The sequence below is a fragment of the Luteimonas sp. A534 genome, from assembly GCF_054072805.1.
Genome location: NZ_JBSVRR010000002.1, coordinates 730,845 through 751,582, shown reverse-complemented (window position 1 = coordinate 751,582; position 20,738 = coordinate 730,845). Strand labels below are relative to the sequence as shown.

Below are 20,738 nucleotides of genomic sequence, written 5' to 3'. Positions count from 1 at the left end.
CGCGGGGAAGTAAAGGAGGAGGCATCCGCCGCCAGGCGGATGCCGGGGGACATGAGCCGCGAAGGCCTCCCGGCCGCGGCGGGGCTCTCCAGGTCACGGTGAGGCGTAGCGAAAGAAGCAGGCACTCCTCGTCGAAGCGGTTTCCCCGGACTTGGGAGATGAACCAGAAAAAAGCCCGGCACGCTGGGTGCCGGGCGGTGCGGGATGCTTTCCGAAAGAATGCGGCGCCCGAAGGCGCCGCGGGCGTGCCTCAGAACGAATACTTGATATGCGTGTGCAGGCGGCTCAGGTCGCCCTCGCGATCGTCCTCGAGGAAGCGCTGGCCGAAGATCAGTTCGGCGCCGATGTCGAGCTTCGGGAACGGCGAGTAGATCAGGTTGGCGTGGAACGAATGCGCCATCTCGGTGACGCCGAAGCCGGTGAGCGCCTTGTCGTTGTCGAACTCGGCGCGCGAGTACATCAGGTTGCTGCGCAACTTGGGCGTGAACGCATGGCGCCAGGCGACGAAGGCGCCGTAGCCGTCGAGTGCGTGGATGTTGCCGCTGGCGTCGGCGATCACGTCGCTGCCCAGGCCGAAGGCCAGGTAGCGGCCGATGCCGGAGCCGGCGTTGACGGCATAGCGGATGTCGTCGTTGGCGCCGATGTTGAAGCGGCCCGAGACGCTGACCGCGCCGCCGCTGTCGTCCTGGTTCGCGTACTTGTACTGGCGCAGCATGCCGGCCACCGAGAAGTGGCCCCAGTCGCCCTTGGTGATCCAGCGAGCGGTCACGTCGGGGAGGCTGTTGTCGCCCGTGCGGAACTGGGCACCGCCCAGGTAGGGCGTGACGGTGGTCTCAGGGTTCTCGATCGAGAACGACCACGGCCCCTTGCTGTAGCGCAGCTGCGCCTGGCGCACGAAGATCGTGCCGTCGGTGGGGCCGACGAAATCGACCGCTTCAGGCAGCGCGGCGAGGTCCATGAAGTTCGACCAGGTCTGGCCGGCCATCCACTCGTTCCAGCTCACGTAGGCGTGGCGCACGGTCACGCCGTGGGTGTTGGTGGAGGCCTCGTTGCCCAGGTTCGCGCTGCCGCCGCCGAACATGTCGACCTCGATCAGCGCCTTGACCTTGTCGCCACCCTCGGTGACGTGGTCGGCGCCCAGCCAGAAGCGCGAGAACGCGGCGTGCGAGTCGAAGTACGCGTCGCCGCCGTCCGCACCGGGACCGCCCACGGGGATCGTGGAAGGCAGGTAGAACATGCGGCCTGCGCCACCGTCGGCGATGCGGCCGTCGCTGGTGTCGGTGACCATGGTGTCGAACTTGATCATGCCGCCGTAGGAGAAGGTGGTGCCGGGGCTTGCCGCGGTCATGATCGGCGAGGACTGGATCCGTGGCTTGCCATCGTCGGCGGCGGGGGCGGCCGGCGCGGCGGCCTGGGCGGTGCGGACCTCGGTCACCTGTGCCTGCGTTTCGGCCACGGTGGCGCTGGTCTGGTCCTGCGCGGCCAGCAGCTGCTCCACCATGCGTTCGAGCTGGGCGACGCGGGCTTCGAGCTCACGTTCCTTGGCGGTCTGGGCCAGCGCCACGCCCGGCGCCAGCAGGGCGACCATCACGGCGGCCGCGAGCAGGCGCCGCGGGGCTTTCACGGCAGGCCGGGGCCTGTCCAGGCATGTCCCCTGGGGGGCGAGCGGTGCGGTCATGGTTTCCCTCCGGAATAGCGGCGCACGGATTTGTCCGGCGGGCCAAAGTGGCCTTGCGGACGGTGCCCGCACGATGCTGCGTTGCATCGCCGGGCGATCCTATTCGCCATTGGTCGAATGCCGGCCCGCGGATAGACCAAGGTCTAAGCCCGGCTGCGTTGCAATGCGGCAAACTGGGGTCGACACGTTCCAGGAGGGTGAACCACCATGACCGATCTGTATCCCGTCCCCGAAGGCTTCGCCGCGCAGGCCAACGTCAAACCGGCCGACTACGAGCGCGACTACGCCGAGTCCATCCGCGACCCCGACGCTTTCTGGGGCCGCATCGCGCAGCGCCTGGACTGGATGAAGCCGCCGACCCGCATCCGCGACGTCAGCTTCGACCGCAAGGACTTCCGCATCCGCTGGTTCGACGACGGCGAGCTCAACGTCAGCGTCAATTGCCTCGATCGCCATCTCGCCACGCGAGGCGACAAGACCGCGCTGATCTTCGAACCCGACTCGCCCGATGGCGAGGCCCTCCGCGTCAGCTACCGCGAGCTGCATGCCCGCGTCTGTCGCCTGGCCAATGCGTTGCGCAACCTCGGCATCGCCAAGGGCGACCGCGTCACCATCTACCTGCCGATGATCGTCGAGGCCGCGGTGGCGATGCTGGCCTGCGCGCGCATCGGCGCGGTGCACAACGTGGTGTTCGGCGGCTTCTCCGCCAACTCGATCGCCGACCGCGTGGGCGACTGCAAGGCCAAGCTGATCATCACCGCCGACGAAGGCCTGCGCGGCACCAAGAAGGTCCCGCTGAAGGCCAACGTCGATGCCGCGCTCAAGCTTCCGGGCACCACCACCGTCGAAACCGTGCTGGTGGTGCGCCACACCGGCGGCGCGGTCGACATGCAGATGCCGCGCGACCGCTGGTATGACGCGGTCGTCGATGGCCAGCCCGACACCTGCGAGCCCGAGCGCATGAACGCGGAAGACCCGCTGTTCATCCTCTACACCTCGGGCTCGACCGGCAAGCCCAAGGGCGTGCTGCACACCACCGGCGGTTACCTGGTGTTCGCGTCCTTCACCCACGAGTGCGTGTTCGACATCAAGGACGATGACGTCTACTGGTGCACCGCCGACGTCGGCTGGGTGACAGGCCACAGCTACATCGTCTACGGCCCGCTGGCCAACGGCGCCACGTCGCTGATGTTCGAGGGCGTGCCGAGCTATCCCGACGCCTCGCGTTTCTGGCAGGTGGTCGACAAGCACCAGGTCACCATCTTCTACACCGCGCCCACCGCGATCCGCGCGCTGATGCGCGAGGGCGAGGAGCCGGTGAAGCGCACCTCGCGCAAGTCGCTGCGCCTGCTCGGCAGCGTCGGCGAGCCGATCAATCCCGAGGCCTGGCGCTGGTACCACGATGTCGTGGGCGACAGCCGCTGCCCGATCGTCGACACCTGGTGGCAGACCGAGAACGGCGGCATCCTGATCTCGCCGCTGCCCGGCGCCTGGCCGACCAAGCCCGGCTCGGCCACGCGGCCGTTCTACGGCGTGCAGCCCGCGATCGTGGACCCGGCGGGTAATTTCCTCGAGGGCGAGGCCGAGGGCAACCTCGTCATCCTCGACTCCTGGCCGGGCCAGATGCGCACCGTCTACGGCGATCACGAGCGCTTCTTCGACACCTATTTCGCCGCGTATCCCGGCACCTACTTCACCGGCGACGGCTGCCGCCGCGACGCCGACGGCTACTACTGGATCACCGGCCGCGTCGACGACGTGATCAACGTCTCCGGCCACCGCATCGGCACCGCCGAAGTCGAGAGCGCGCTGGTGCTGCACCCGAAGGTGGCCGAGGCCGCGGTGGTGGGCTTCCCGCACGACGTCAAGGGCCAGGGCATCTACGCCTACGTGACCCTGGTGGCGGGCGAGGTGGAAAGCGACGAACTGCTGAAGGAGCTGGTTGCGCACGTCCGCAAGGAGATCGGCCCGATCGCATCGCCCGACTTCCTGCAGTGGGCGCCGGCGCTGCCGAAGACGCGCTCGGGCAAGATCATGCGGCGTATCCTGCGCAAGATCGCCGAGAACGCGCCCGACCAGCTCGGCGACACCAGCACCCTGGCCGATCCGTCCGTGGTCGACGCACTGCTGGGCAACCGACGAGGTGCATAGACGCACGTGGCCACCCTGCTGATCGCCGACGACCACCCCCTGTTCCGCGAAGCGCTGCGGGGGGCGGTTGCGCGCGTGCTGCCGGGCGCCACGCTGCACGAGGCCGACAACGTCGACAAGCTCTATGCGCTGGTCGAGGCCGAGCCCGACGCCGACCTGCTGCTGCTTGACCTCAACATGCCGGGGGCGCATGGCTTCAGCGCGCTCGTGCATCTGCGCGCGCAGCATCCGGAGCTGCCGGTGGTCGTGGTGTCCGCGCGCGAGGAGCCCGCAGTGATGCGCCGCGCGCTCGACCACGGCGCGATGGGCTTCATCCCCAAGTCCGTGGACTCCGCCACCCTGGGCCTGGCGTTGACCCAGGTGCTGGAAGGCGACCGCTGGGCCCCGGCCGCCGCGCATGCCGCTCCGGCCGCCGGTGCCGACGAACACGATGCCGCCCAGCGCGTGGCCGATCTCACGCCGCAGCAGTTCCGCGTGCTGCAGATGCTGGGCGAAGGCCTGCTCAACAAGCAGATCGCCTGGGAACTCGGCGTGTCCGAGGCCACGATCAAGGCGCACATGACGGCGATCCTGCGGAAGCTCGGCGCGAACAACCGCACCCAGGCGGTGCTGATCGCCGGCAAGCTGGCGCTGGAGCCGGGCGCGGTAGCGCCCCAGCCCGACGAAGCCGACTGACCGTTCCTGCGTGCGTCCCGCACCAACCATGCAATCCGCGCGCCCCCAACCCCGTGTGGGAGCAGCTACAGCTGCGATCGATCTCGCGGGCTGCTGGTCGCAGCTTTAGCTGCTCCTACAGGGCTCTTGTCAGTTGGTCGGTCCGGTGGTCAGGGCGTATGCCCTGCCACATGCGCACTCCGCTGCGCCGCCAGGAACGCCCGCAGTGACGCCGGCTTGATCGGCTTGGTCAGCACGCGATAACCCCGCGCGCGCGCATCGCGCTTCACCTGGTCGCTGCCGTCGGCGGTCACCAGCGCGCCGGGCACGCGGGGGCCATGCTCGCGCAGCGCGTCGAGTGTATCCAGGCCATCCATGCGGTCATGCAGGTGGTAGTCCACCAGCAGCACGTCTGGCGTCTCGGCCATCTTCTGCAGCGCCTCGTCGACCGTGGTCGCGCGCAGCACCTCGATCTTCCAGCGCCCCAGCAGCAGCACCATGCCCGCGAGGATGTCGACGTCGTTGTCCACGCAGAGCACGCGCATGCCGTCGAGCGAGTCGGGCAGGCTGATCGCCTGCACCGGCGCGGGCGGCAGTTCGGCCAGCGCCGAGCGCGGCGTGCGGATCGCGAACATGCTGCCGCGGCCGGGCTGCGAGCGCACGTTCAGCGGATGCGAGAGCACGCTGGAGATGCGTTGGCAGATCGACAGGCCCAGGCCCAGGCCCTGCGCATCCCAGCTGCCCGGCTGGTCGATGCGGAAGAACTCGTCGAAGATCTGCCGCAGGTGGTAGTCGGGGATGCCTGGGCCGGTGTCCCAGACCTGCAGTTCGACGGCGCCGCCGCGCGGGCGGGCCGCGAGCACGATGCGGCCCTCGCGGGTATAGCGTAGTGCGTTGGCCAGGAAGTTCTGCAGCACGCGGCGCAGCAGGCGGCGGTCGCTGCGCACGGGCAGGTGTCGCGCGTGCACGCGCAGGTCGATGCCGCGGGCCGCGGCCAACGGCGCGTACTGGGCGGCAAGCTCGGCCAGCAGTTCGGCGGCGTCGAAGTCGGAGAGCTGCGGCTCCAGCGCGCCGGTGTCCAGGCGCGAGACGTCGAGCAGGCCCTCCAGCAGTTCCTCGGCGGCGCGCAGCGACGTGTCCACGCGTTCGGCGAGGTGGCGTTGCTCGGCGGCCGTGTCGCTCTCGCGCAGCGCGGAGGCGAACAGGCGCGCGGCGTTGAGCGGCTGCAGCACGTCATGGCTGACCGCAGCGAGGAAGCGGGTGCGCGAGGCCTGCGCGGCCTCGGCCTCGCGGGTGCGGGTGGCGACGCGCTGCTCCAGCGTTTCGTTGACCTCGCGCAGCTCGCGTTCGACGCGCTTGTATTCGGTGACGTCGCTGTAGCTGGTGACGTAGCCGCCGCCGGGCAGCGGCTGGCCGCGCATCTCCACCACTTGGCCGGTGCTGCGCACGCGTTCGAACACGTGGGGCGAACCGGCTCGCATGTACTCGATGCGCTTCTCGACCTCGGTGTCGATGTCGGGACTGCCGCCGCCGAGCTCGCCGCGCAGGGCGTTGTAGCGGATCAGGTCGGCCACGGGACGGCCGACGTAGAGCATGCCTTCGGGGTAGCCGTACATTTCGGCATAGCGCAGGTTCCAGGACACCAGGCGCATGTCGCGGTCGACCACGCTCACGCCCTGGTCGAGGTTGTCGAGCGTGGCCGAGAGGATCGCGCGGTCGAACCTGAGGTCCTGGCCGGCCTCGTCGAGCACCGCCACCACCTCGGCCACGTCCATGCCGGAGCCCTTCAGCGCGCTGGTCATCACCAGGCGCGCCGAGGCGGCACCGATGGCGGCCGCCAGCAGGCGCTCGGTGAACTGCGCCCAGGCGCGGTCGGTGGGGGTGGCCGGATCGAATTCGCGCTCGCTGCCGGCGGCGTGGTCGGCGAAGGCGCGGCGCGCGGTCGACTCGCCGACGATGCGGCCGGCCAGTGTCATCAGGTCGCCCAGCTGTACCGAGGAGTGCGGCACGCCGGTGCCCGGAAGCAGCTGCGCTGAGGAATAGGGATCGAGGAAGGGCGCCGTGCGCAGGCGCTCCTCGAAGCTCGGGCGCCAGCGCGCCGAGACCAGGAACAGCGCGCCGATGTTCGCGAGCAGCGACCAGAACGTGCCATGGGTCAGCGGGTCCCAGCCGGCCAGTCCGAACAACTGGTAGGGGCGGAGCCATTCGATGCCGAAGGGCCCCTGCAGCAGCCACGCGCCGTCGAACCAGCCCGCCTCGGTCAGCGTCGGCAGCAGCAGGGTGTAGATCCACATCCCGAAGCCCAGCAGCAATCCGGCCTCGACGCCCTGCCGGCTGGCGCCGCGCCAGTACAGTCCGCCGATCAGCGCCGGCGCGAACTGCGCCACCGCCGCGAACGACATCAGGCCGTAGGACGCGAGCGTGGTGTCGCTGCCGCTGACCCGGTAGTAGCCGTAGGCCATCGCCGCGAAGCAGACGATGGCGACGCGGCGGATCCACAGCACGGTGGAGGCGACGTTGCCGCCGCGGCGCTGCGCCCAGCCGCGCGCCAGCAGCGGCGGCATCACCAGGTCGTTGGAGACCATGGTCGCCAACGCCACGCTGGACACGATCACCATGCCGGTGGCGGCCGAGAAGCCGCCGACGTAGGCGAACAGCGCCAGCAGGTCGCGGCCCTCGGCCAGCGGCAGGCTCAGCACCAGGGTGTCGGCGGAGGCGCCGGCGCTTCCGCCGTGCATCGCCAGGCCGGCCGCCGCGATCGGCAGCACCGCCAGCGACACCAGCACCAGGTAGCCGCCGAACATCCAGCGTGCGCGGCGGATGTCGGACACGTCCATGCATTCCACCACCGCCACGTGGAACTGCCGCGGCAGGCAGATGATGGCGGCGAAGGCGAGCAGGGTCTGGCCGATGAAGCCCGTCGGCGCCGACTGCGACAGCAGGGCGGTCGTGGCCTCGGCCAGCGGCAGGTCGCTGCCCTTGAACCAGAACACGGCGAACACGCCGACGAATACCAGCGCCACCAGCTTGACCATCGACTCCAGCGCGATCGCCAGCATCATGCCGGGGCGGTGCTCGGTGGCATCGACCTGGCGGGTGCCGTAGAGGATCGCGAACAGCGCCATCAGCACCGCGACATAGAGTGCCGGGTCGCCGATGCTGTCCAGCAGTTCGTCGCCGCCGCCGAGCACGTTGAGGCTCAGCGCCACCGCCTTGTATTGCAGCGCGAGGTAGGGCACCGCCGCGATCAGCGCGATCAGCGTGACCAGGGCCGCCAGCCGCTGCGCACGGCCGTAGCGGGCGGCGATGAAGTCGGCGATCGAGACCGTGCTCTGGCTCTGCGCGACCAGCGCCAGGCGCTCGAGGATGCGCCAGCCGAACAGCAGCATCAGCAGCGGGCCGAGGTAGATCGCGAAATAGCCGATGCCGTTGCGGGTCGCGGTACCGACCGCGCCGTAGAACGTCCACGACGAGCAATACACCGCAAGCGACAGGCTGTAGACCAGCGGCCGAAGCCAGGTGCCGCCGGCGCGCATGTGCACCGGATGGCGGTCGCCCCACCAGGCGACCGCGAACAACAGCGCCGCGTATCCCAGTGAGACCAGCAGCAGGATCCAGCCCGGCAGCATCCGCGTTCCCCTCCTTCCCGTAGGAGCGGCTATAGCCGCGATCGGCGTTCGCGACTGTCAATCGCGGCTATAGCCGCTCCCACAAGTCACCGGGGGAGGATAGCGCGTGCCATCGCGGCCATGGCCGTTCCCAAAAACGAAAAAGCCCACCTTGCGGCGGGCTTCTCGCGGAACAGTCGGAGGCAGGCCTTACTTGATCTTGCCTTCCTTGTAGATCACGTGCTTCCGGACGACGGGATCGTACTTCTTGATCTCCATCTTGCCGGGCGTGTTCTTCTTGTTCTTGTCGGTGGTGTAGAAGTGGCCGGTGTTGGCCGAGGAGATCAGTCGGATCTTGTCGCGCTTGCTAGCCATGGTGTTCTCCTCAGACCTTTTCGCCGCGGGCGCGGAGTTCGGCCAGAACGACGTCGATGCCGTTCTTGTCGATGGTGCGCATGGCATGGGCGGACACGCGCAGCTTCACCCAGCGGTTTTCGCTGGCGACCCAGAACCGGCGCTCGTGCAGGTTGGGAAGGAAACGGCGGCGGGTCTTGTTGTTGGCGTGTGAGACGTTGTTACCCGTCTGCACGCCCTTGCCGCTGACCTGGCAAACTCGGGACATAACGCACCTCGATGGTGATTGGTGTACCCCATGGCCTGGGGGACGGCGGCCCCGGCAAGCCCTTTCGGGGCATGCCATGCGAAGCGGGTCAAGGTCGCTGCCGGGCGGGGCGCCGGATCGCACTCCGGGCCGCCGGGGCCACCTCAAGGGTGACCGGACGCAGCGAGCCGAGCATTGTGCGTGGTTTTTCGCCTCCAGGCAAGCTCAGCGCTGGCGGCGTAGCCTCACCAGCACCCCGTCCAGCGAATCCAGGTCGCTGTAGTGGATCACCAGCTTGCCTTTGTTCCCGCGGCCGTGGGCGATGCTGACCCTGGTCGCCAGCACTTCCGAGAGTTCGTTCTCCAGCGCCACGATGTCCGCATGCGGCCTGGCCGCGCCGCTGCCGGCCTTCTTTTTCGCGGTGCTGGGCACGCGGCCCGCGGCAAACTGCTGGGCGCGGTGCTCCACCTCGCGCACCGACCAGCCATGCTCCGCGGCATCAGACGCCAGCTTGCTCGCCAGCTCCGGCGACAGGGTCAGCAGGGCGCGGGCGTGGCCCATTTCCAGGCGGCGGGCCTCGACCAGTGCGCGGATCGCCGGCGGCAGCTCCAGCAGGCGCAGCAGGTTGGATACCGCCGCGCGCGAGCGGCCGACGGCTTCCGCGGCCGCGGCGTGGGTCAGGTCGAATTCGTCGATCAGGCGCTGCAGGGCCTGCGCTTCTTCCAGCGGGTTCAGGTCCTCGCGCTGGATGTTCTCGATCAGCGCCATGGCTACGACCGTGCGGTCGTCGACCTCGCGCACCACCACCGGGATCTCGGCCAGGCCGGCTTCGCGCGAAGCGCGCCAGCGGCGTTCGCCGGCGATGATCTCGAAGGTGCGGTCGGGCAGCTGGCGGACCACGATCGGCTGGATCACGCCCTGGGCGCGGATCGATTCCGCAAGCTCGGTGAGCTTGGCCGGGTCCATGTGCCGCCGCGGCTGGTACTTGCCGGGCGCCAGCGCGTCCACGGGCAGCGTGCGCAGCGCGTCGCCCGGACGCGCTTCCAGCGCCGGGGCTTCTTCGGCGGCCTTGGGGCCGAGCAGTGCTTCGAGTCCGCGGCCTAAACCGCGCTTCTTGGGGGCGGCCTTCGCGGGGGCCGCCTTCTTGCCAGCGGTCATGCCGCCTTCTCCTTCTGTTCGCGCTCGCGCTGGCGGCGGATCACCTCCCCGGCCAGGCCGAGGTAGGCGATGGCGCCGCGCGAGGCGCGGTCGTAGCCGACGATGCTCTGGCCGTGGCTGGGTGCTTCGGCCAGGCGCACGTTGCGCGGCACGATGGTGCGGAAGACCTTGTCGCCGAAGTGCGTGACGAGTTCGGCGGACACCGCGTTGGTGAGGTTGTTGCGCACGTCGTACATGGTGCGCAGCACGCCTTCGATTTCGAGGCCCGGGTTCAGCCGCGCCTTCAGCGCCTCGATGGTCTGCAGCAGCGAGCTCAGGCCCTCCAGCGCGTAGTACTCGCACTGCATCGGCACCAGCACGCTGTCGGCGGCGGTGAGTGCGTTGAGCGTGAGCAGCGACAGCGCCGGCGGGCAGTCGATGATGATGTAGTCGTATTTCGGGCGCAGCGGATCGAGCGCGCGCTTGAGGCGCTGCTCGCGGCCCTCTTCGTCCATCAGCTCGATCTCGGCGGCGGTGAGGTCGGTGTTCCCGGGCAGCAGGTCGAAGCCTTCGGGCGTGCGCACCACGGCATCGGCGGCGGCGACTTCTTCCAGCAGCACGTCGCAGGTGGACGCCGCGAGCTCGCGCTTGTCGATGCCGCTGCCCATGGTGGCGTTGCCCTGCGCGTCGAGGTCGACCAGCAGCACGCGCTTGGGTGTCTGCGACAGCGCGGAGGCAAGATTCACCGCCGTCGTCGTCTTTCCGACGCCGCCTTTCTGGTTGGCGATGGCGATGATGCGGGCCATGGGCTCGGCTGCCTCGATGCAGGGAATGCGGCGGAAGGACCCGGCCCGGAACCCCGGCCGGGTCGATGATTATGCCCCGGCTGGCGCCGCTCGGCCCACCACCACCAGATGGCGCTCGGCGTCAAGCCCCGGGACGGCCAGCGGATGCATCGCCTCGACCTGCCAGCCGGCGGGCAGCGCCGCGATTTCGGCATCCGGGCGCGCGCCCTTCATCGCCAGCAGACGGCCGCCCGGCGCGAGCAGGTGCCCGCCGACGGCCAGGATGTCGGCCAGCGTGGCCATGGCGCGGGCGGTGATCGCCTCGAAGGCGCAGGGCATGTCCACCGCCTCGGCCCGCGATTCGGCCACGCGCGCGTTGGCGAGCCCGAGCGTGCGCACCACCTCGCGCAGGAAGCGCGCCTTCTTGCCGTTCGACTCGACCAGCGTGACCTGCAGCTCCGGGAGCGCGATCGCCAGGGGAATGCCAGGCAGGCCGGCGCCGGCGCCGAGGTCGGCCAGCGATGCGATGCCGCGCGCATGCACTTGCATCGACAGCGAGTCGAGCAGGTGCAGGGTGACCATTTCGCCCGGATCGCGGATGGCGGTCAGGTTGTAGGTGCGGTTCCAGCGCGCCAGCAGTTCCAGGTAGCGGCGCAGCGGGCTGGCCAGCGCCGGATCCAGGCCAAGCGCGGCGAGGCCGGCATCGAGCGCGGCGTGGGGATCGGTATGCATGGGCGCCATTGTAGGCGGCGCCGGCTCAGGTCCAGCGGGCGCGCCAGGCCACGGTGGCCATGTAGTCGGGCGCGGGGCGGAAGGTGCGCAGCGTCCAGTCGGCCGGGGTGCCGAGCAGTGGATCGCAGGCGTCGAGCCGCCAGTCGTCGCCTTCGGGCGCAAAGACCAGCCGGTGCAGGCCGAAGGACAGGCCCTGGCCGTGTGCTTTCAGCACTGCCTCTTTCGCGCACCACAGGCGGACGAAGGCGGCCTCGCGCCGGGCGTCGGGCATGGCCGCCAGCGCCGCGGCCTCTTCGGGGGCGAAAAAGCGGTCGGCCAGCACCCCGGCCTTGGGCCGCGGCCGCCGGACCTCGAGGTCGATGCCCACGCGCAGCCCGTGTGCCAGCGCCATCAGCAGCCCTTCGCCGCTGTGGCTCCAGCTCGCGTCCCAGTCGGCATGCGGCGCGCCCAACAGCGGGCGGCCGTGCTCCGTGCGGTGGATCGCCAGGGTGTCGGCGGCGGTGTCGAGTTCGCTCGCCAGCCACTCGCGCGCCAGCGGCTCGGCCGGCTGGCCGTGCAGGTAGGGCCGCCAGGCGCAGCGGACGGGGCCGAGCTGGAGTTGGCCGGCGGCAAGCGGCATCAGGGCGGTGATCCTTTCGACACGGGGGCGGCCAGCGTAAAGTACCGCCCCTGCCGGTGGGGATCCGGCCGCAGTCACGGGGAACGCACGCGCGTCCGGGAGAATCGAACGCATGTCGGCAGTCATCAGCATCCACGGGCGGCAGGACGCCGCCAGCCACCAGGCGTCACCACTGGCGGTCGGCGCGCCGGAGCGCCCCCTGGCATTCGGCGCGCACGGCAGCGTGGCGCTGTCGGATTTCCTGGCCGACGTGCGCGGCGTGGCTGCGCTGCTGCCCGACCGCCCCTATGCGGTGAATCTCTGCGAAGACCGCTACCGCTTCCTGGTCGCCTTCGCCGCGGCCGCCGTGCGGGGCCAGGTGACGCTGCTGCCGCCGTCGCGCACGCGCGCGGCGATCGATGACGTCCGCGCCCACCACCCCGACAGCTACTGCCTGGGCGATGCCGATGCCTGTGGCTGCGAGGACATCGCGCCGCTGCCGCACTACCTGCGCCTGCCCGACGTCCTGCCGCGCGCCGACGGCGACATGCCCTGCGTGGCCCGGGACGCCATCGTCGCCATCGGCTACACCTCGGGCAGCACCGGCACGCCCAAGGCCAACACCAAGACCTGGGGCAGCTTCGCCACCAGCACCGCGCAGAACATGGCTGCGCTGGTCGGCATGCTGCCCGCCGACGGCGCCGCGCACGTGGTCGCCACGGTGCCCCCGCAGCACATGTACGGGATGGAGATGTCGGTGCTGCTGCCGCTGGTCGGCGGCGTGGCCGTGCACGAGGCGCGCCCGTTCTTCCCGGTCGACATCGCCGCCGCACTGGCCGCCGCGCCGCAGCCGCCGCTGCTGGTGACCACGCCGGTGCACCTGCGCGCGCTGGTCGAATCCGGCGTGGCGCTGCCGTCGCTGGCCGGCATCGTCACCTCCACCGCGCCGCTGCCACCGGAGCTTGCCGGCGCCGCGGAAGCCGCCTTCGGCTGCGAAGTGCGCGAACTGTTCGGTTCGACCGAGACCTGCATCCTCGCGCGCCGCCGCACCGCCAGCGAAGAGGCCTGGACGCTGCTGCCCGGCGTCGACCTGCACCCGCAGCCTGATGGCACGCTGGTGCATGCCGCGCACCTGGGGGCGCCGGTGGCGCTGGCCGACATCGTCGAGCTGCTGCCCGGCGGCCGCTTCCGCCTCTGCGGCCGCCAGTCCGACCTGCTGGAGATCGCGGGCAAGCGCGCCTCGCTGTCCGACCTCACCCACCGCCTGCTGGCGATTCCGGGCGTGCGCGACGCCGCCCTGGTGCAGCTCGAACCCGATGCCAGCGGCATACGCCGGCTGGCCGCCGTGGTCGTGGCGCCGGGCCTGGACGAAGCGACAGTCCGCGACGCGCTGCGAGGCGCGGTGGATCCGGTGTTCCTGCCGCGCCCGCTGCGCCTGGTGCCGGCGCTGCCGCGCAACGAGACCGGAAAGCTGCCGCGCCAGCGGCTGCTGGAGTTGCTGTCGGGGGCGTGACTGCCTTCCCGTTTTGCCTACGCTGCCATCACAAAGCCCCCCCCAGACTGGCGTTGCGCCGTTCCGGCGAAGTCAAGGCACTGGAGGAGCAATGAACTTCATCATCTACCTGATCGTCGGCGGCATCGCGGGCTGGCTGGCCAGCATGATCATGCGCACCGATGGCCAGCAGGGCATCCTGCTGAACATCATCGTCGGCATCATCGGCGGATTCCTCGGAGGCTGGCTGCTGCCGGCCATCGGCCTCGGTCTGGGGGGCGGCTGGCTCGGCTTCCTGATCACGGCATTGATCGGCGCCATCGTGCTGCTGGCGATCGTGAATCTGTTCCGGCGCGGCAGCGTCCGCTGAGCCGACGCAACGCAATCACGCGACAAGGCGTGACACGAAGGCCCGGGATTCCCGGGCCTTCTTTGTTGGGGGCCAGTGCGGCGGGCCTCAGCCGGCCAGCTGCACCCAGGCCGGCGCGTGGTCGCTGGGCCGCTCCCAGGTCCGCGGTTCGCGGTCGATGCCCGAGGCCGCGGCCACCGGGCGCAGCGCATCCGACACCAGCGTCAGGTCGATGCGCAGCCCGAGGTCGCGACGGAAGGCGGCCTGGCGGTAATCCCACCAGCTGAAGACCCCCGCCTCGTCGCTGTGCAGCCGGAAGGCGTCGTGCAGCCCGAGGTCGAGCAGGGCCTGCAGCGCCGCGCGTTCGGCAGTGGAGGTCAGGATGTGGCCCTCGTTCCACACCGCCGGGTCGTGCACGTCGCGGTCGTCGGGCGCGATGTTGAAGTCGCCCATGACCACCATGCGCGGATGGCGCTGCAGTTCGCCGGCCAGCCAGTCGTGCACGGCCGCCAGCCAGCGCAGTTTGTAAGCGTACTTGTCGGTGCCGACGTCCTGGCCGTTGACGACGTACAGATTGACGATGCGCACGCCGTCCACGGTCGCGGCGATCACCCGCTGCTGCTCGTCCTCGAAGCCGGGGATGCCGTACTGCACCTCGTCGATGGCGCGTTCGCGCGCGAGGATGGCGACGCCGTTATAGGTCTTCTGGCCGCAGAAGACGCTTCGGTAGCCCAGCGCGGCCAGGGCGTCGTCGGGGAAGCGCGGGTCCTCGAGCTTGGTTTCCTGCAGGCCGACGACGTCCGGCGCGAAGGCCTGCAGCCACTGCTGCAGGTGCGGCAGGCGCACGTTGAGGGAGTTCACGTTCCAGCTGGCGATTTTCATTCGATGGGTCCGGTTTCGCGCATCCGCGCGCAGTGCGTAAAAGGTCAGCCGGTCGCAGCGCGGCCGCCGTGGTGTCGTCGCTTATGGCGGCGACTATAGCCGGGCTAGAATCCCGCCATGGCCAACATCCGTCCTTTCCGCGGCACGCTGCCGACCCTCGGCGCGCGCGCGTACGTCGACCCCGCCGCGACCGTCATCGGCGACGTCGTGATCGGCGACGACAGTTCGATCTGGCCGGGCACGGTGGTGCGCGGCGACGTCAACTTCGTGCGCATCGGCGCGCGCTGCAACCTGCAGGACGGCACGATCGTCCACGTCAGCCATGCCGGCCCGCACTCGCGCATGGACGGCTACCCGACGCTGATCGGCGATGACGTCACCATCGGCCACGGTGCCATCGTGCATGCCTGCACGATCGGCAACGGCGTGTTGATCGGCATGGGCGCCACGGTGATGGACGGCGTGGTCGTGGAAGACCACGGCTATGTCGGCGCCGGCGCACTGGTACCGCCCGGCAAGGTGGTGCGCAGCCGCGAGCTGTGGCTGGGCAACCCGGCCAAGCCCGTGCGCGTGATCGATGACGCGGGGGTCGAAGGCCTGCTGTACAGCGCCGCGCACTACGTGCGGCTGAAGGACGAGTATCTCGCCGCTGGATGACCGGCTTGCCCTGCATCGCCGGGTTGTGGAAGCGGCTATAGCCACGATTGAAGCAGCACGATCGCGGCTATAGCCGCTCCCACAACCGGCGAAAGCCCGGGATCAGTCAGCCGTGATCAGGTGCGAGTGTTCGGCGCGCAGGTCGCCATAGATGGTGTCGGTCTCGGGCACGACGCCGTGCCAGCGCGCGAATGCCAGCGCCGCCTGCTCCACCAGCATGCCCAGGCCGTCGACGACCGCGTACGCGCCGCTGGCGCGCCCCCAGGCGAGGAAGGGCACGGCCGCTTCGCCGTAGTTGAGGTCGACCGCGGCCATGCGGCGGCCGACCAGCGAGCGCGGCAGCGTCGGCAGTCCGTCGCCGCGCGCGGCGGACGTGGCGTTGACCACCAGCTCGAATTCGCCCAGTGAGCCGATGTCGGCCAAGTGGCGCGGATGCACGCGCCCGGGCTGGCCGATCTGGTCGGCGAGGGCGTCGGCGTGCGCGGATGTCCGGTTGACGATGTAGAGGTCGCCGATGCCGGCGTCGAGCAGGGACGGCGCCACGCCGCGTGCAGCGCCACCGGCGCCGATCAGCAGGGTGCGGCGTGCGCGCAGGTCGAGCGCGTGGCGGCCGGTGAGGTCGCGCACCAGGCCTTCGCCGTCGGTATTGTCCCCGTGCCACTGGTCGCCGTTGCGCACCAGGGTGTTCACCGCGCCGGCGCGGCGTGCGCGCTCGGTGACGTCGGCGCACAACGCCAGGGCTTCCTGCTTCAGCGGCAGGGTCACGCTGGCGCCAACGCCCCCGCGGGCGGAGAACTCCGCCAGGCGCTGGCGGAAGCTGCCGATGTCGGCGTCGATGGCGGTGTAGTCGATGGCGATGCCGGCCTCGCGGCCGAAGGCGGCGTGGATGCGCGGCGACAGCGAATGCCCGACCGGATGTCCGAACACGGCGTAGTGCTTCATGACTGCCTCCCCGAAGCATGGCGGCACGCGGCGCACCGCCCCTGTCGGGCCAGTCTACGCCTGTGGGTTCGGCAACGACCCGTGATCGTGGGAGCGGCTATAGCCGCGATCGCGGCTATAGCCGCTCCCACAATGGTTGGCGGGGCAGCTGGCCCGGCTGGCTGTCCGTCGATCAGCCCTCGCGCAGCCAGCGCGCGGCGTCGAGCGCGAAGTAGGTCAGCACGCCGTCCGCACCCGCGCGCTTGAAGCCGAGCAGCGCCTCGAGCACGCAGGCGCGCTCGTCCAGCCAGCCGTTGGCGGCGGCGGCCTTGAGCATCGCGTACTCGCCGCTGACCTGGTAGGCGTAGGTGGGCACGCCGAAGGTCTCCTTCACCCGGCGCACGACATCGAGATAGGGCATGCCGGGCTTCACCATCACCATGTCGGCGCCTTCGTCGAGGTCCGCGGCGACTTCGCGCAGGGCCTCGTCGGTATTGCCGGGGTCCATCTGGTAGGTGCGCTTGTCGGCCTTGCCCAGTGCCGAGGCCGAACCCACGGCGTCGCGGAACGGGCCGTAGAAGGCAGAGGCGTACTTGGCCGCGTAGGCGAGGATGCGGACATGGACGTGGCCGTCTTCCTCCAGCGCCATGCGGATGGCACCGATGCGGCCGTCCATCATGTCGCTGGGCGCGACCACGTCGGCCCCGGCGCGCGCGTGCGACAGCGCCTGCTTAACCAGGGCTTCCACGGTGACGTCGTTCTGCACGTAGCCGGCGTCGTCGACGATGCCGTCCTGGCCGTGGCTGGTGTAGGGATCCAGCGCGACGTCGGTGATCACGCCCAGTTCGGGGAAGCGCGACTTCAGCGCGCGCACCGCGCGCTGGCAGAGGCCGTCGTCGTCCCAGGCCGCGGCGGCGTCGAGCGACTTCGCTTCGGGTGCGGTCACGGGGAACAATGCCAGGGCCGGCACGCCGAGTTCCGAAGCCTGTTCGGCTTCGCGCAGGAGTTCGTCGATCGACATGCGCTCGATGCCCGGCATCGAAGGCACCGCGGCGCGGCCCTCGGGCTCGTGCACGAACACGGGATAGATGAGGTCGTCGACGGTGAGCGTGTGCTCGCGCATCAGCCGGCGCGAGAAGTCGTCGCGGCGCATGCGCCGGAAGCGGGTGTCTGGATAGGTCATGGCGCCATTCTACGAAAGAAAAAGGCCGGCACCCCGAAGGGCGCCGGCCTGTGTTTCAACGCAATGGCGTGATCAGCGCCTGGTGCAGAGCGTCACGGCGCTGGCCTTGGACTTCGGCACGAAGCCGAGGTCGCGCAGCGTGTTCACGAACGGCGCGATGCAGCTGCGGTAGGCCGCGGTGCCGCCACCATGCACGTCGCGGCACAGCGCGTCGGCCGCCTGCAGGTTGGCGCCGCCGACCAGGCCTGGCATCTCCAGTGCCGGGATACCGGTGTTGCAGGTACCGCCGTTGGTGGTGGCGTTGCCCGCGTTCAGCACCCAGCCCAGGTCCTCGTACAGGGCCGGGGTCAGGTCCAGGCGGAGGTTGCCGTCAAGGTCCTGGTTGATCGAAGGCTCCATCAGGGCGTTGGGCGAGTGGCTGACGTCGAAGTGCGAGAACGACGAGCCCTGGGCCAGCGGGGTCGGTGCATACAGCAGCGCGCGGCCGCTGCTGTCGGTGCCGGCATAGGCGCCCGCGATCTGCTGCAGTGCCACGTCGGTGCCCGGGATGCCGCCCTTCAGCGCATTGCCGTCGGCCAGCGAGACGCTGATGGTGGGCACGGTGGCGACCACCGTGGCGTCCTCGGCCATCTGGATCACGCCGGCGACGTTGTTGGCCACGACCACGGCGATCGCGCCCGCGTCCTCGGCGAACCTGGCCTTGATCTCGAAGGCGCAGGTGCCGCGGTCGACGACGGCGACCTTGCCGGCGTAGGCATTCGCGGGCGAGGCCACGCAGCCCTGCGTCGGCGTGGCGCTGCCGTCATTCACCAGCACCAGGGCGCCGCTGAAGTTGGCCGGCGTGGCCGGTGCGCCGAACTCGGCGGTGCCGAACTCGAAGGTGCCGGTGACGGAACCGCTCGCCGACAGCGCGATCTTCGGGGCAAGCGCGACCGGGACCTGGTCGCTGACGCTGGGGCCGGTCCAGGCCAGCGCGCCACCCGTTGCCGCCGCCACACGCTGGGCATCGGTCATGTCGATCCAGGCCAGGCCCGAGTTGTTGTCGAACACGAAGCTCGAGTAGATGTCCGGGTAGCCGTTGAAGGGAGCACCGCTGGCGAGGTTGTAGAAGCCCTGGAAGTTCAGGCCGTGTCCGATCTCGTGCATCACCACGTCGATGAAGTTGATCATCCCCGCCGGGGTGTTGCCGTCCAGGCCGTAGTACCAGCCGGAGCCTTCCAGGCAGCCCGTGCTGCCGAGGTTGGCGTTGAAGTTGCTGTTGATGTCGTCGCCAGCCGGGTTCAGGTCGGTGCCGGCGATCGAGTCGGCGAGCGCGGCGCCGTAGAAGGTGTCAAGCACGCCGGCGTTGGCGAAGTTGCCGTGGACGGTCAGGGCACCCGCCGAGCCGAGCACGCCGCTGGTGGCGCTGCAGCTCAGGGCGGTGAACTGGGCGCGTACGCGGATGTCGACGTCGCTCTCCAGCACGGCGCCCCAGAGATCGGCGGCGAACTGGTAGGCGATCTGGCGCTGCTCGCCAACGGTGGTACCCGGGTTGAGGCCGATCGGAGTGGCCGGCGTCGGGTCGTTGAGGCCCACGTTCGGGGCGTTCATGTTGACCAGGACGACGTTGGCGGCATCGGCGCTGCCGATGGCGAAGGTGGACGCGGCCGCGAGGGCGCAGGCGAGGAGGGTCTTATTCACGGACGGCCTCCACGGTGGTCAGGGGTGCGGCATGGCCGTCGGCATCGCCGTGGCCGATGACGATCGAGCCGTCCTCGAGTCGGGTGGCGGTGGCGAAGGACATCATGTCGTCCGAAGTCGCCATCGAGAAGGAGCCGTCGCGGTGGCGGCGGAAGGTGCGCTCGGCTTCCGCGCGGGTACGCGGACCCGGCTTGGCGATGGACATGGGATCGGCAGTGCGCATGCGCGCGCTGACGTTGGTGCGCAGCTGGGCCTGTTCAGCCGCTGTCGGCGCGCGCAGGCGGCCGGTGGCGGGATCGATGGCGACGGTGACGCCGGCATGGGAGGTGGTGGTGGTCTCGCCAGCGACCGGCTCGGTCGCGTGCGCGGCGAAGCCGGCGGACAGGCCGGCCAGCAACAGTAGTGTGGTGCGTTTCATCAGGTCGTTCCTCGGAATCGAGGCACTCGGAAAGTTCATGGCCGTAGCCACCGTCCCCCACGGTGCCTCACATGGTCAATGCAAAGGATGTTGCCGGCAGGCCGCGTCACCTTGGCCCGCCCCCGAATATGCAACGAGTCACGCTTTTGCTCAATCGTGCGCCGCAACAGAACGGCCGCGCACGGTGCAGGCTGCGTCAGGCGATGGGGCTGCCGTGGACGCCGTCGATTTCCACGGCCAGCTCGCGGCGGCAAATCGCGGCGTGCAGGAGCAGCCGCGGCACGGTGTCGCCGAAGCGCCGGTCGAGCGCGTCGGCGACGAGCGGCAGGTCGTGGTCGTCGCGCACGTAGACCTTGAGCCGGGTGCCTGCGCCGAAGCGGGTGGACAGCGACGGATCGTGCACGCGCGCTGCATCCACCAGGGCATCGAAATTGATGAAGGTTTCGTCCAGCTGCGCCAGCAGTTCACCGTCGTGCATCGAGGCGTGGCCGACCACGGCCGCGGTCCCCGAGAGCAGCAGCGGCATCGCGCTGCCCTGCGGCGGCAGCATGGCGCGCGCGAAGCTGGGCGACTGCGGGCCGTACTGGCGCGGATAGCGGTAGGCGCTCACCTGGCGCGGGTTCTCCACCGGCGTGCCGGGCGCGGCCGAGGCCAACCAGTACACCTGCACCACGCGCTCGCCGTCGCAGCGGCCGATGGCGGTGGCGGCGGGCAGGGCCTGGACGTCGAAGTCGCCGAGTCCGTGCGCGCGTCCGACGCAGAAGGCGCGGTAGCGCTCGTCGTCGCCCGCGCCCAGGGTGATGGCGTCGACGTAGTTCCAGATGCGCAGGAGGTGGGGGGTCCGGCTGCTGGCGGTGAACGCCGCCAGGCGCGCATAGGCCCGCCGCGCCGCTTCCTGGATGCCGTCGTTGCCTTCGGGGACCTCGATCGCGCCGAACAGCAGCTGGCCGTCGCTGGCCCAGCGCACGCCATCGTCGCGGCCCCGGACTACCGGCGCATTGCCGTGCCAGACCTCGAAGCAGGCGGGGCCATACGGATCAAGCGGCACGCGCAGATAGCGGGGGTCGGCCAGTGCGGCCGGCGCGCCGGCGCCGAATCCGAAGACGGCGAGCACGTCGTCACCGGCGAGCAGCGTCGCCGGCGTCGCGGCGTCGACGTACTCGACCTGGAGTCGCGGCGCGTCGACAGGCACGGCGGTGGGCAGCGGCAGGC

The 20,738-nt window shown here is 70.2% G+C and carries 19 protein-coding genes; 5 read left to right on the top strand and 14 right to left on the bottom strand.

All coding sequences use genetic code 11. The features are described 5' to 3' along the window. Positions 1-250: 250 nt before the first annotated feature. Complete coding sequence (locus ACW5F0_RS08170; RefSeq protein WP_456999484.1) at positions 251-1,678, bottom strand: DcaP family trimeric outer membrane transporter; 1,428 nt, start codon at positions 1,676-1,678, stop codon at positions 251-253. Positions 1,679-1,885: 207 nt separating this feature from the next. Between ACW5F0_RS08170 and acs the strand changes: the two genes are divergently transcribed. Both acs and ACW5F0_RS08160 read left to right on the top strand, forming a co-directional pair. Then, positions 1,886-3,829, top strand: a complete 1,944-nt coding sequence (gene acs, locus ACW5F0_RS08165; RefSeq protein ID WP_456999483.1) for an acetate--CoA ligase — start codon at positions 1,886-1,888, stop codon at positions 3,827-3,829. 6 nt (positions 3,830-3,835) lie between these two features. Then, the gene (locus ACW5F0_RS08160) at positions 3,836-4,504 is read left to right on the top strand and encodes a response regulator (RefSeq protein WP_456965439.1); all 669 of its coding nucleotides are present in this window, start codon (positions 3,836-3,838) and stop codon (positions 4,502-4,504) included. 149 nt (positions 4,505-4,653) lie between these two features. On the opposite strand, the gene ACW5F0_RS08155 is transcribed toward ACW5F0_RS08160, so the two are convergent. The 7 genes from ACW5F0_RS08155 to ACW5F0_RS08125 form a co-directional block, all read right to left on the bottom strand. Further along, complete coding sequence (locus ACW5F0_RS08155) at positions 4,654-8,112, bottom strand: PAS domain-containing hybrid sensor histidine kinase/response regulator (protein WP_456999482.1); 3,459 nt, start codon at positions 8,110-8,112, stop codon at positions 4,654-4,656. Positions 8,113-8,301: 189 nt separating this feature from the next. Then, a complete protein-coding gene (gene rpmG, locus ACW5F0_RS08150; RefSeq protein ID WP_027070918.1) occupies positions 8,302-8,466 on the bottom strand; it encodes a 50S ribosomal protein L33 in 165 nt (54 codons plus the stop codon). A 10-nt stretch (positions 8,467-8,476) separates the two neighbouring features. Then, positions 8,477-8,713, bottom strand: a complete 237-nt coding sequence (gene rpmB / locus ACW5F0_RS08145; protein ID WP_456965441.1) for a 50S ribosomal protein L28 — start codon at positions 8,711-8,713, stop codon at positions 8,477-8,479. A 204-nt stretch (positions 8,714-8,917) separates the two neighbouring features. Then, positions 8,918-9,850, bottom strand: a complete 933-nt coding sequence (locus tag ACW5F0_RS08140; RefSeq protein WP_456965442.1) for a ParB/RepB/Spo0J family partition protein — start codon at positions 9,848-9,850, stop codon at positions 8,918-8,920. Beyond that, positions 9,847-10,635 (bottom strand): ParA family protein, encoded by a 789-nt coding sequence (locus ACW5F0_RS08135; protein WP_456965443.1) that lies wholly within the window; start codon positions 10,633-10,635, stop codon positions 9,847-9,849. The genes ACW5F0_RS08140 and ACW5F0_RS08135 overlap by 4 nt, the downstream gene beginning before the upstream one ends. Positions 10,636-10,704: 69 nt before the next feature. Then, the gene (rsmG, locus tag ACW5F0_RS08130; protein ID WP_456999481.1) at positions 10,705-11,355 is read right to left on the bottom strand and encodes a 16S rRNA (guanine(527)-N(7))-methyltransferase RsmG; all 651 of its coding nucleotides are present in this window, start codon (positions 11,353-11,355) and stop codon (positions 10,705-10,707) included. Positions 11,356-11,371: 16 nt separating this feature from the next. After that, entirely contained in the window at positions 11,372-11,965 is a 594-nt protein-coding gene (locus ACW5F0_RS08125; RefSeq protein ID WP_456965445.1) for a 4'-phosphopantetheinyl transferase family protein, read from the bottom strand. 112 nt (positions 11,966-12,077) lie between these two features. Here ACW5F0_RS08125 and ACW5F0_RS08120 point away from each other — a divergent pair, with 112 nt between their 5' ends. Next, positions 12,078-13,457, top strand: coding sequence for an AMP-binding protein (locus tag ACW5F0_RS08120; protein WP_456999479.1), 1,380 nt, complete (start codon positions 12,078-12,080; stop codon positions 13,455-13,457). Between the two features lie 91 nt (positions 13,458-13,548). Further along, entirely contained in the window at positions 13,549-13,806 is a 258-nt protein-coding gene (locus tag ACW5F0_RS08115; protein WP_456965447.1) for a GlsB/YeaQ/YmgE family stress response membrane protein, read from the top strand. 87 nt (positions 13,807-13,893) lie between these two features. Here ACW5F0_RS08115 and xth read toward each other — a convergent pair whose 3' ends face one another. After that, the gene (xth, locus tag ACW5F0_RS08110) at positions 13,894-14,667 is read right to left on the bottom strand and encodes an exodeoxyribonuclease III (RefSeq protein WP_456965448.1); all 774 of its coding nucleotides are present in this window, start codon (positions 14,665-14,667) and stop codon (positions 13,894-13,896) included. A 117-nt stretch (positions 14,668-14,784) separates the two neighbouring features. Between xth and ACW5F0_RS08105 the strand changes: the two genes are divergently transcribed. Next, entirely contained in the window at positions 14,785-15,324 is a 540-nt protein-coding gene (locus tag ACW5F0_RS08105; RefSeq protein ID WP_456965449.1) for a gamma carbonic anhydrase family protein, read from the top strand. A 102-nt stretch (positions 15,325-15,426) separates the two neighbouring features. Here ACW5F0_RS08105 and aroE read toward each other — a convergent pair whose 3' ends face one another. The 5 genes from aroE to ACW5F0_RS08080 all read right to left on the bottom strand — a co-directional run bounded on the left by aroE (position 15,427) and on the right by ACW5F0_RS08080 (position 20,736). Further along, positions 15,427-16,266, bottom strand: a complete 840-nt coding sequence (gene aroE / locus ACW5F0_RS08100) for a shikimate dehydrogenase (protein WP_456965450.1) — start codon at positions 16,264-16,266, stop codon at positions 15,427-15,429. A 172-nt stretch (positions 16,267-16,438) separates the two neighbouring features. Continuing rightward, the gene (gene hemB, locus ACW5F0_RS08095) at positions 16,439-17,428 is read right to left on the bottom strand and encodes a porphobilinogen synthase (protein WP_456965451.1); all 990 of its coding nucleotides are present in this window, start codon (positions 17,426-17,428) and stop codon (positions 16,439-16,441) included. 72 nt (positions 17,429-17,500) lie between these two features. Further along, entirely contained in the window at positions 17,501-19,108 is a 1,608-nt protein-coding gene (locus ACW5F0_RS08090) for a PA domain-containing protein (protein ID WP_456965452.1), read from the bottom strand. Continuing rightward, on the bottom strand, positions 19,101-19,526 hold the full coding sequence (locus tag ACW5F0_RS08085; protein ID WP_456965453.1) for a post-PEP-CTERM-1 domain-containing protein: 426 nt from the start codon (positions 19,524-19,526) through the stop codon (positions 19,101-19,103). Before ACW5F0_RS08085 ends, ACW5F0_RS08090 begins: the two co-directional genes overlap by 8 nt. A 196-nt stretch (positions 19,527-19,722) precedes the next feature. Further along, positions 19,723-20,736, bottom strand: a complete 1,014-nt coding sequence (locus ACW5F0_RS08080; RefSeq protein ID WP_456965733.1) for a chorismate transformation enzyme, FkbO/Hyg5 family — start codon at positions 20,734-20,736, stop codon at positions 19,723-19,725. Positions 20,737-20,738 lie beyond the last annotated feature (2 nt).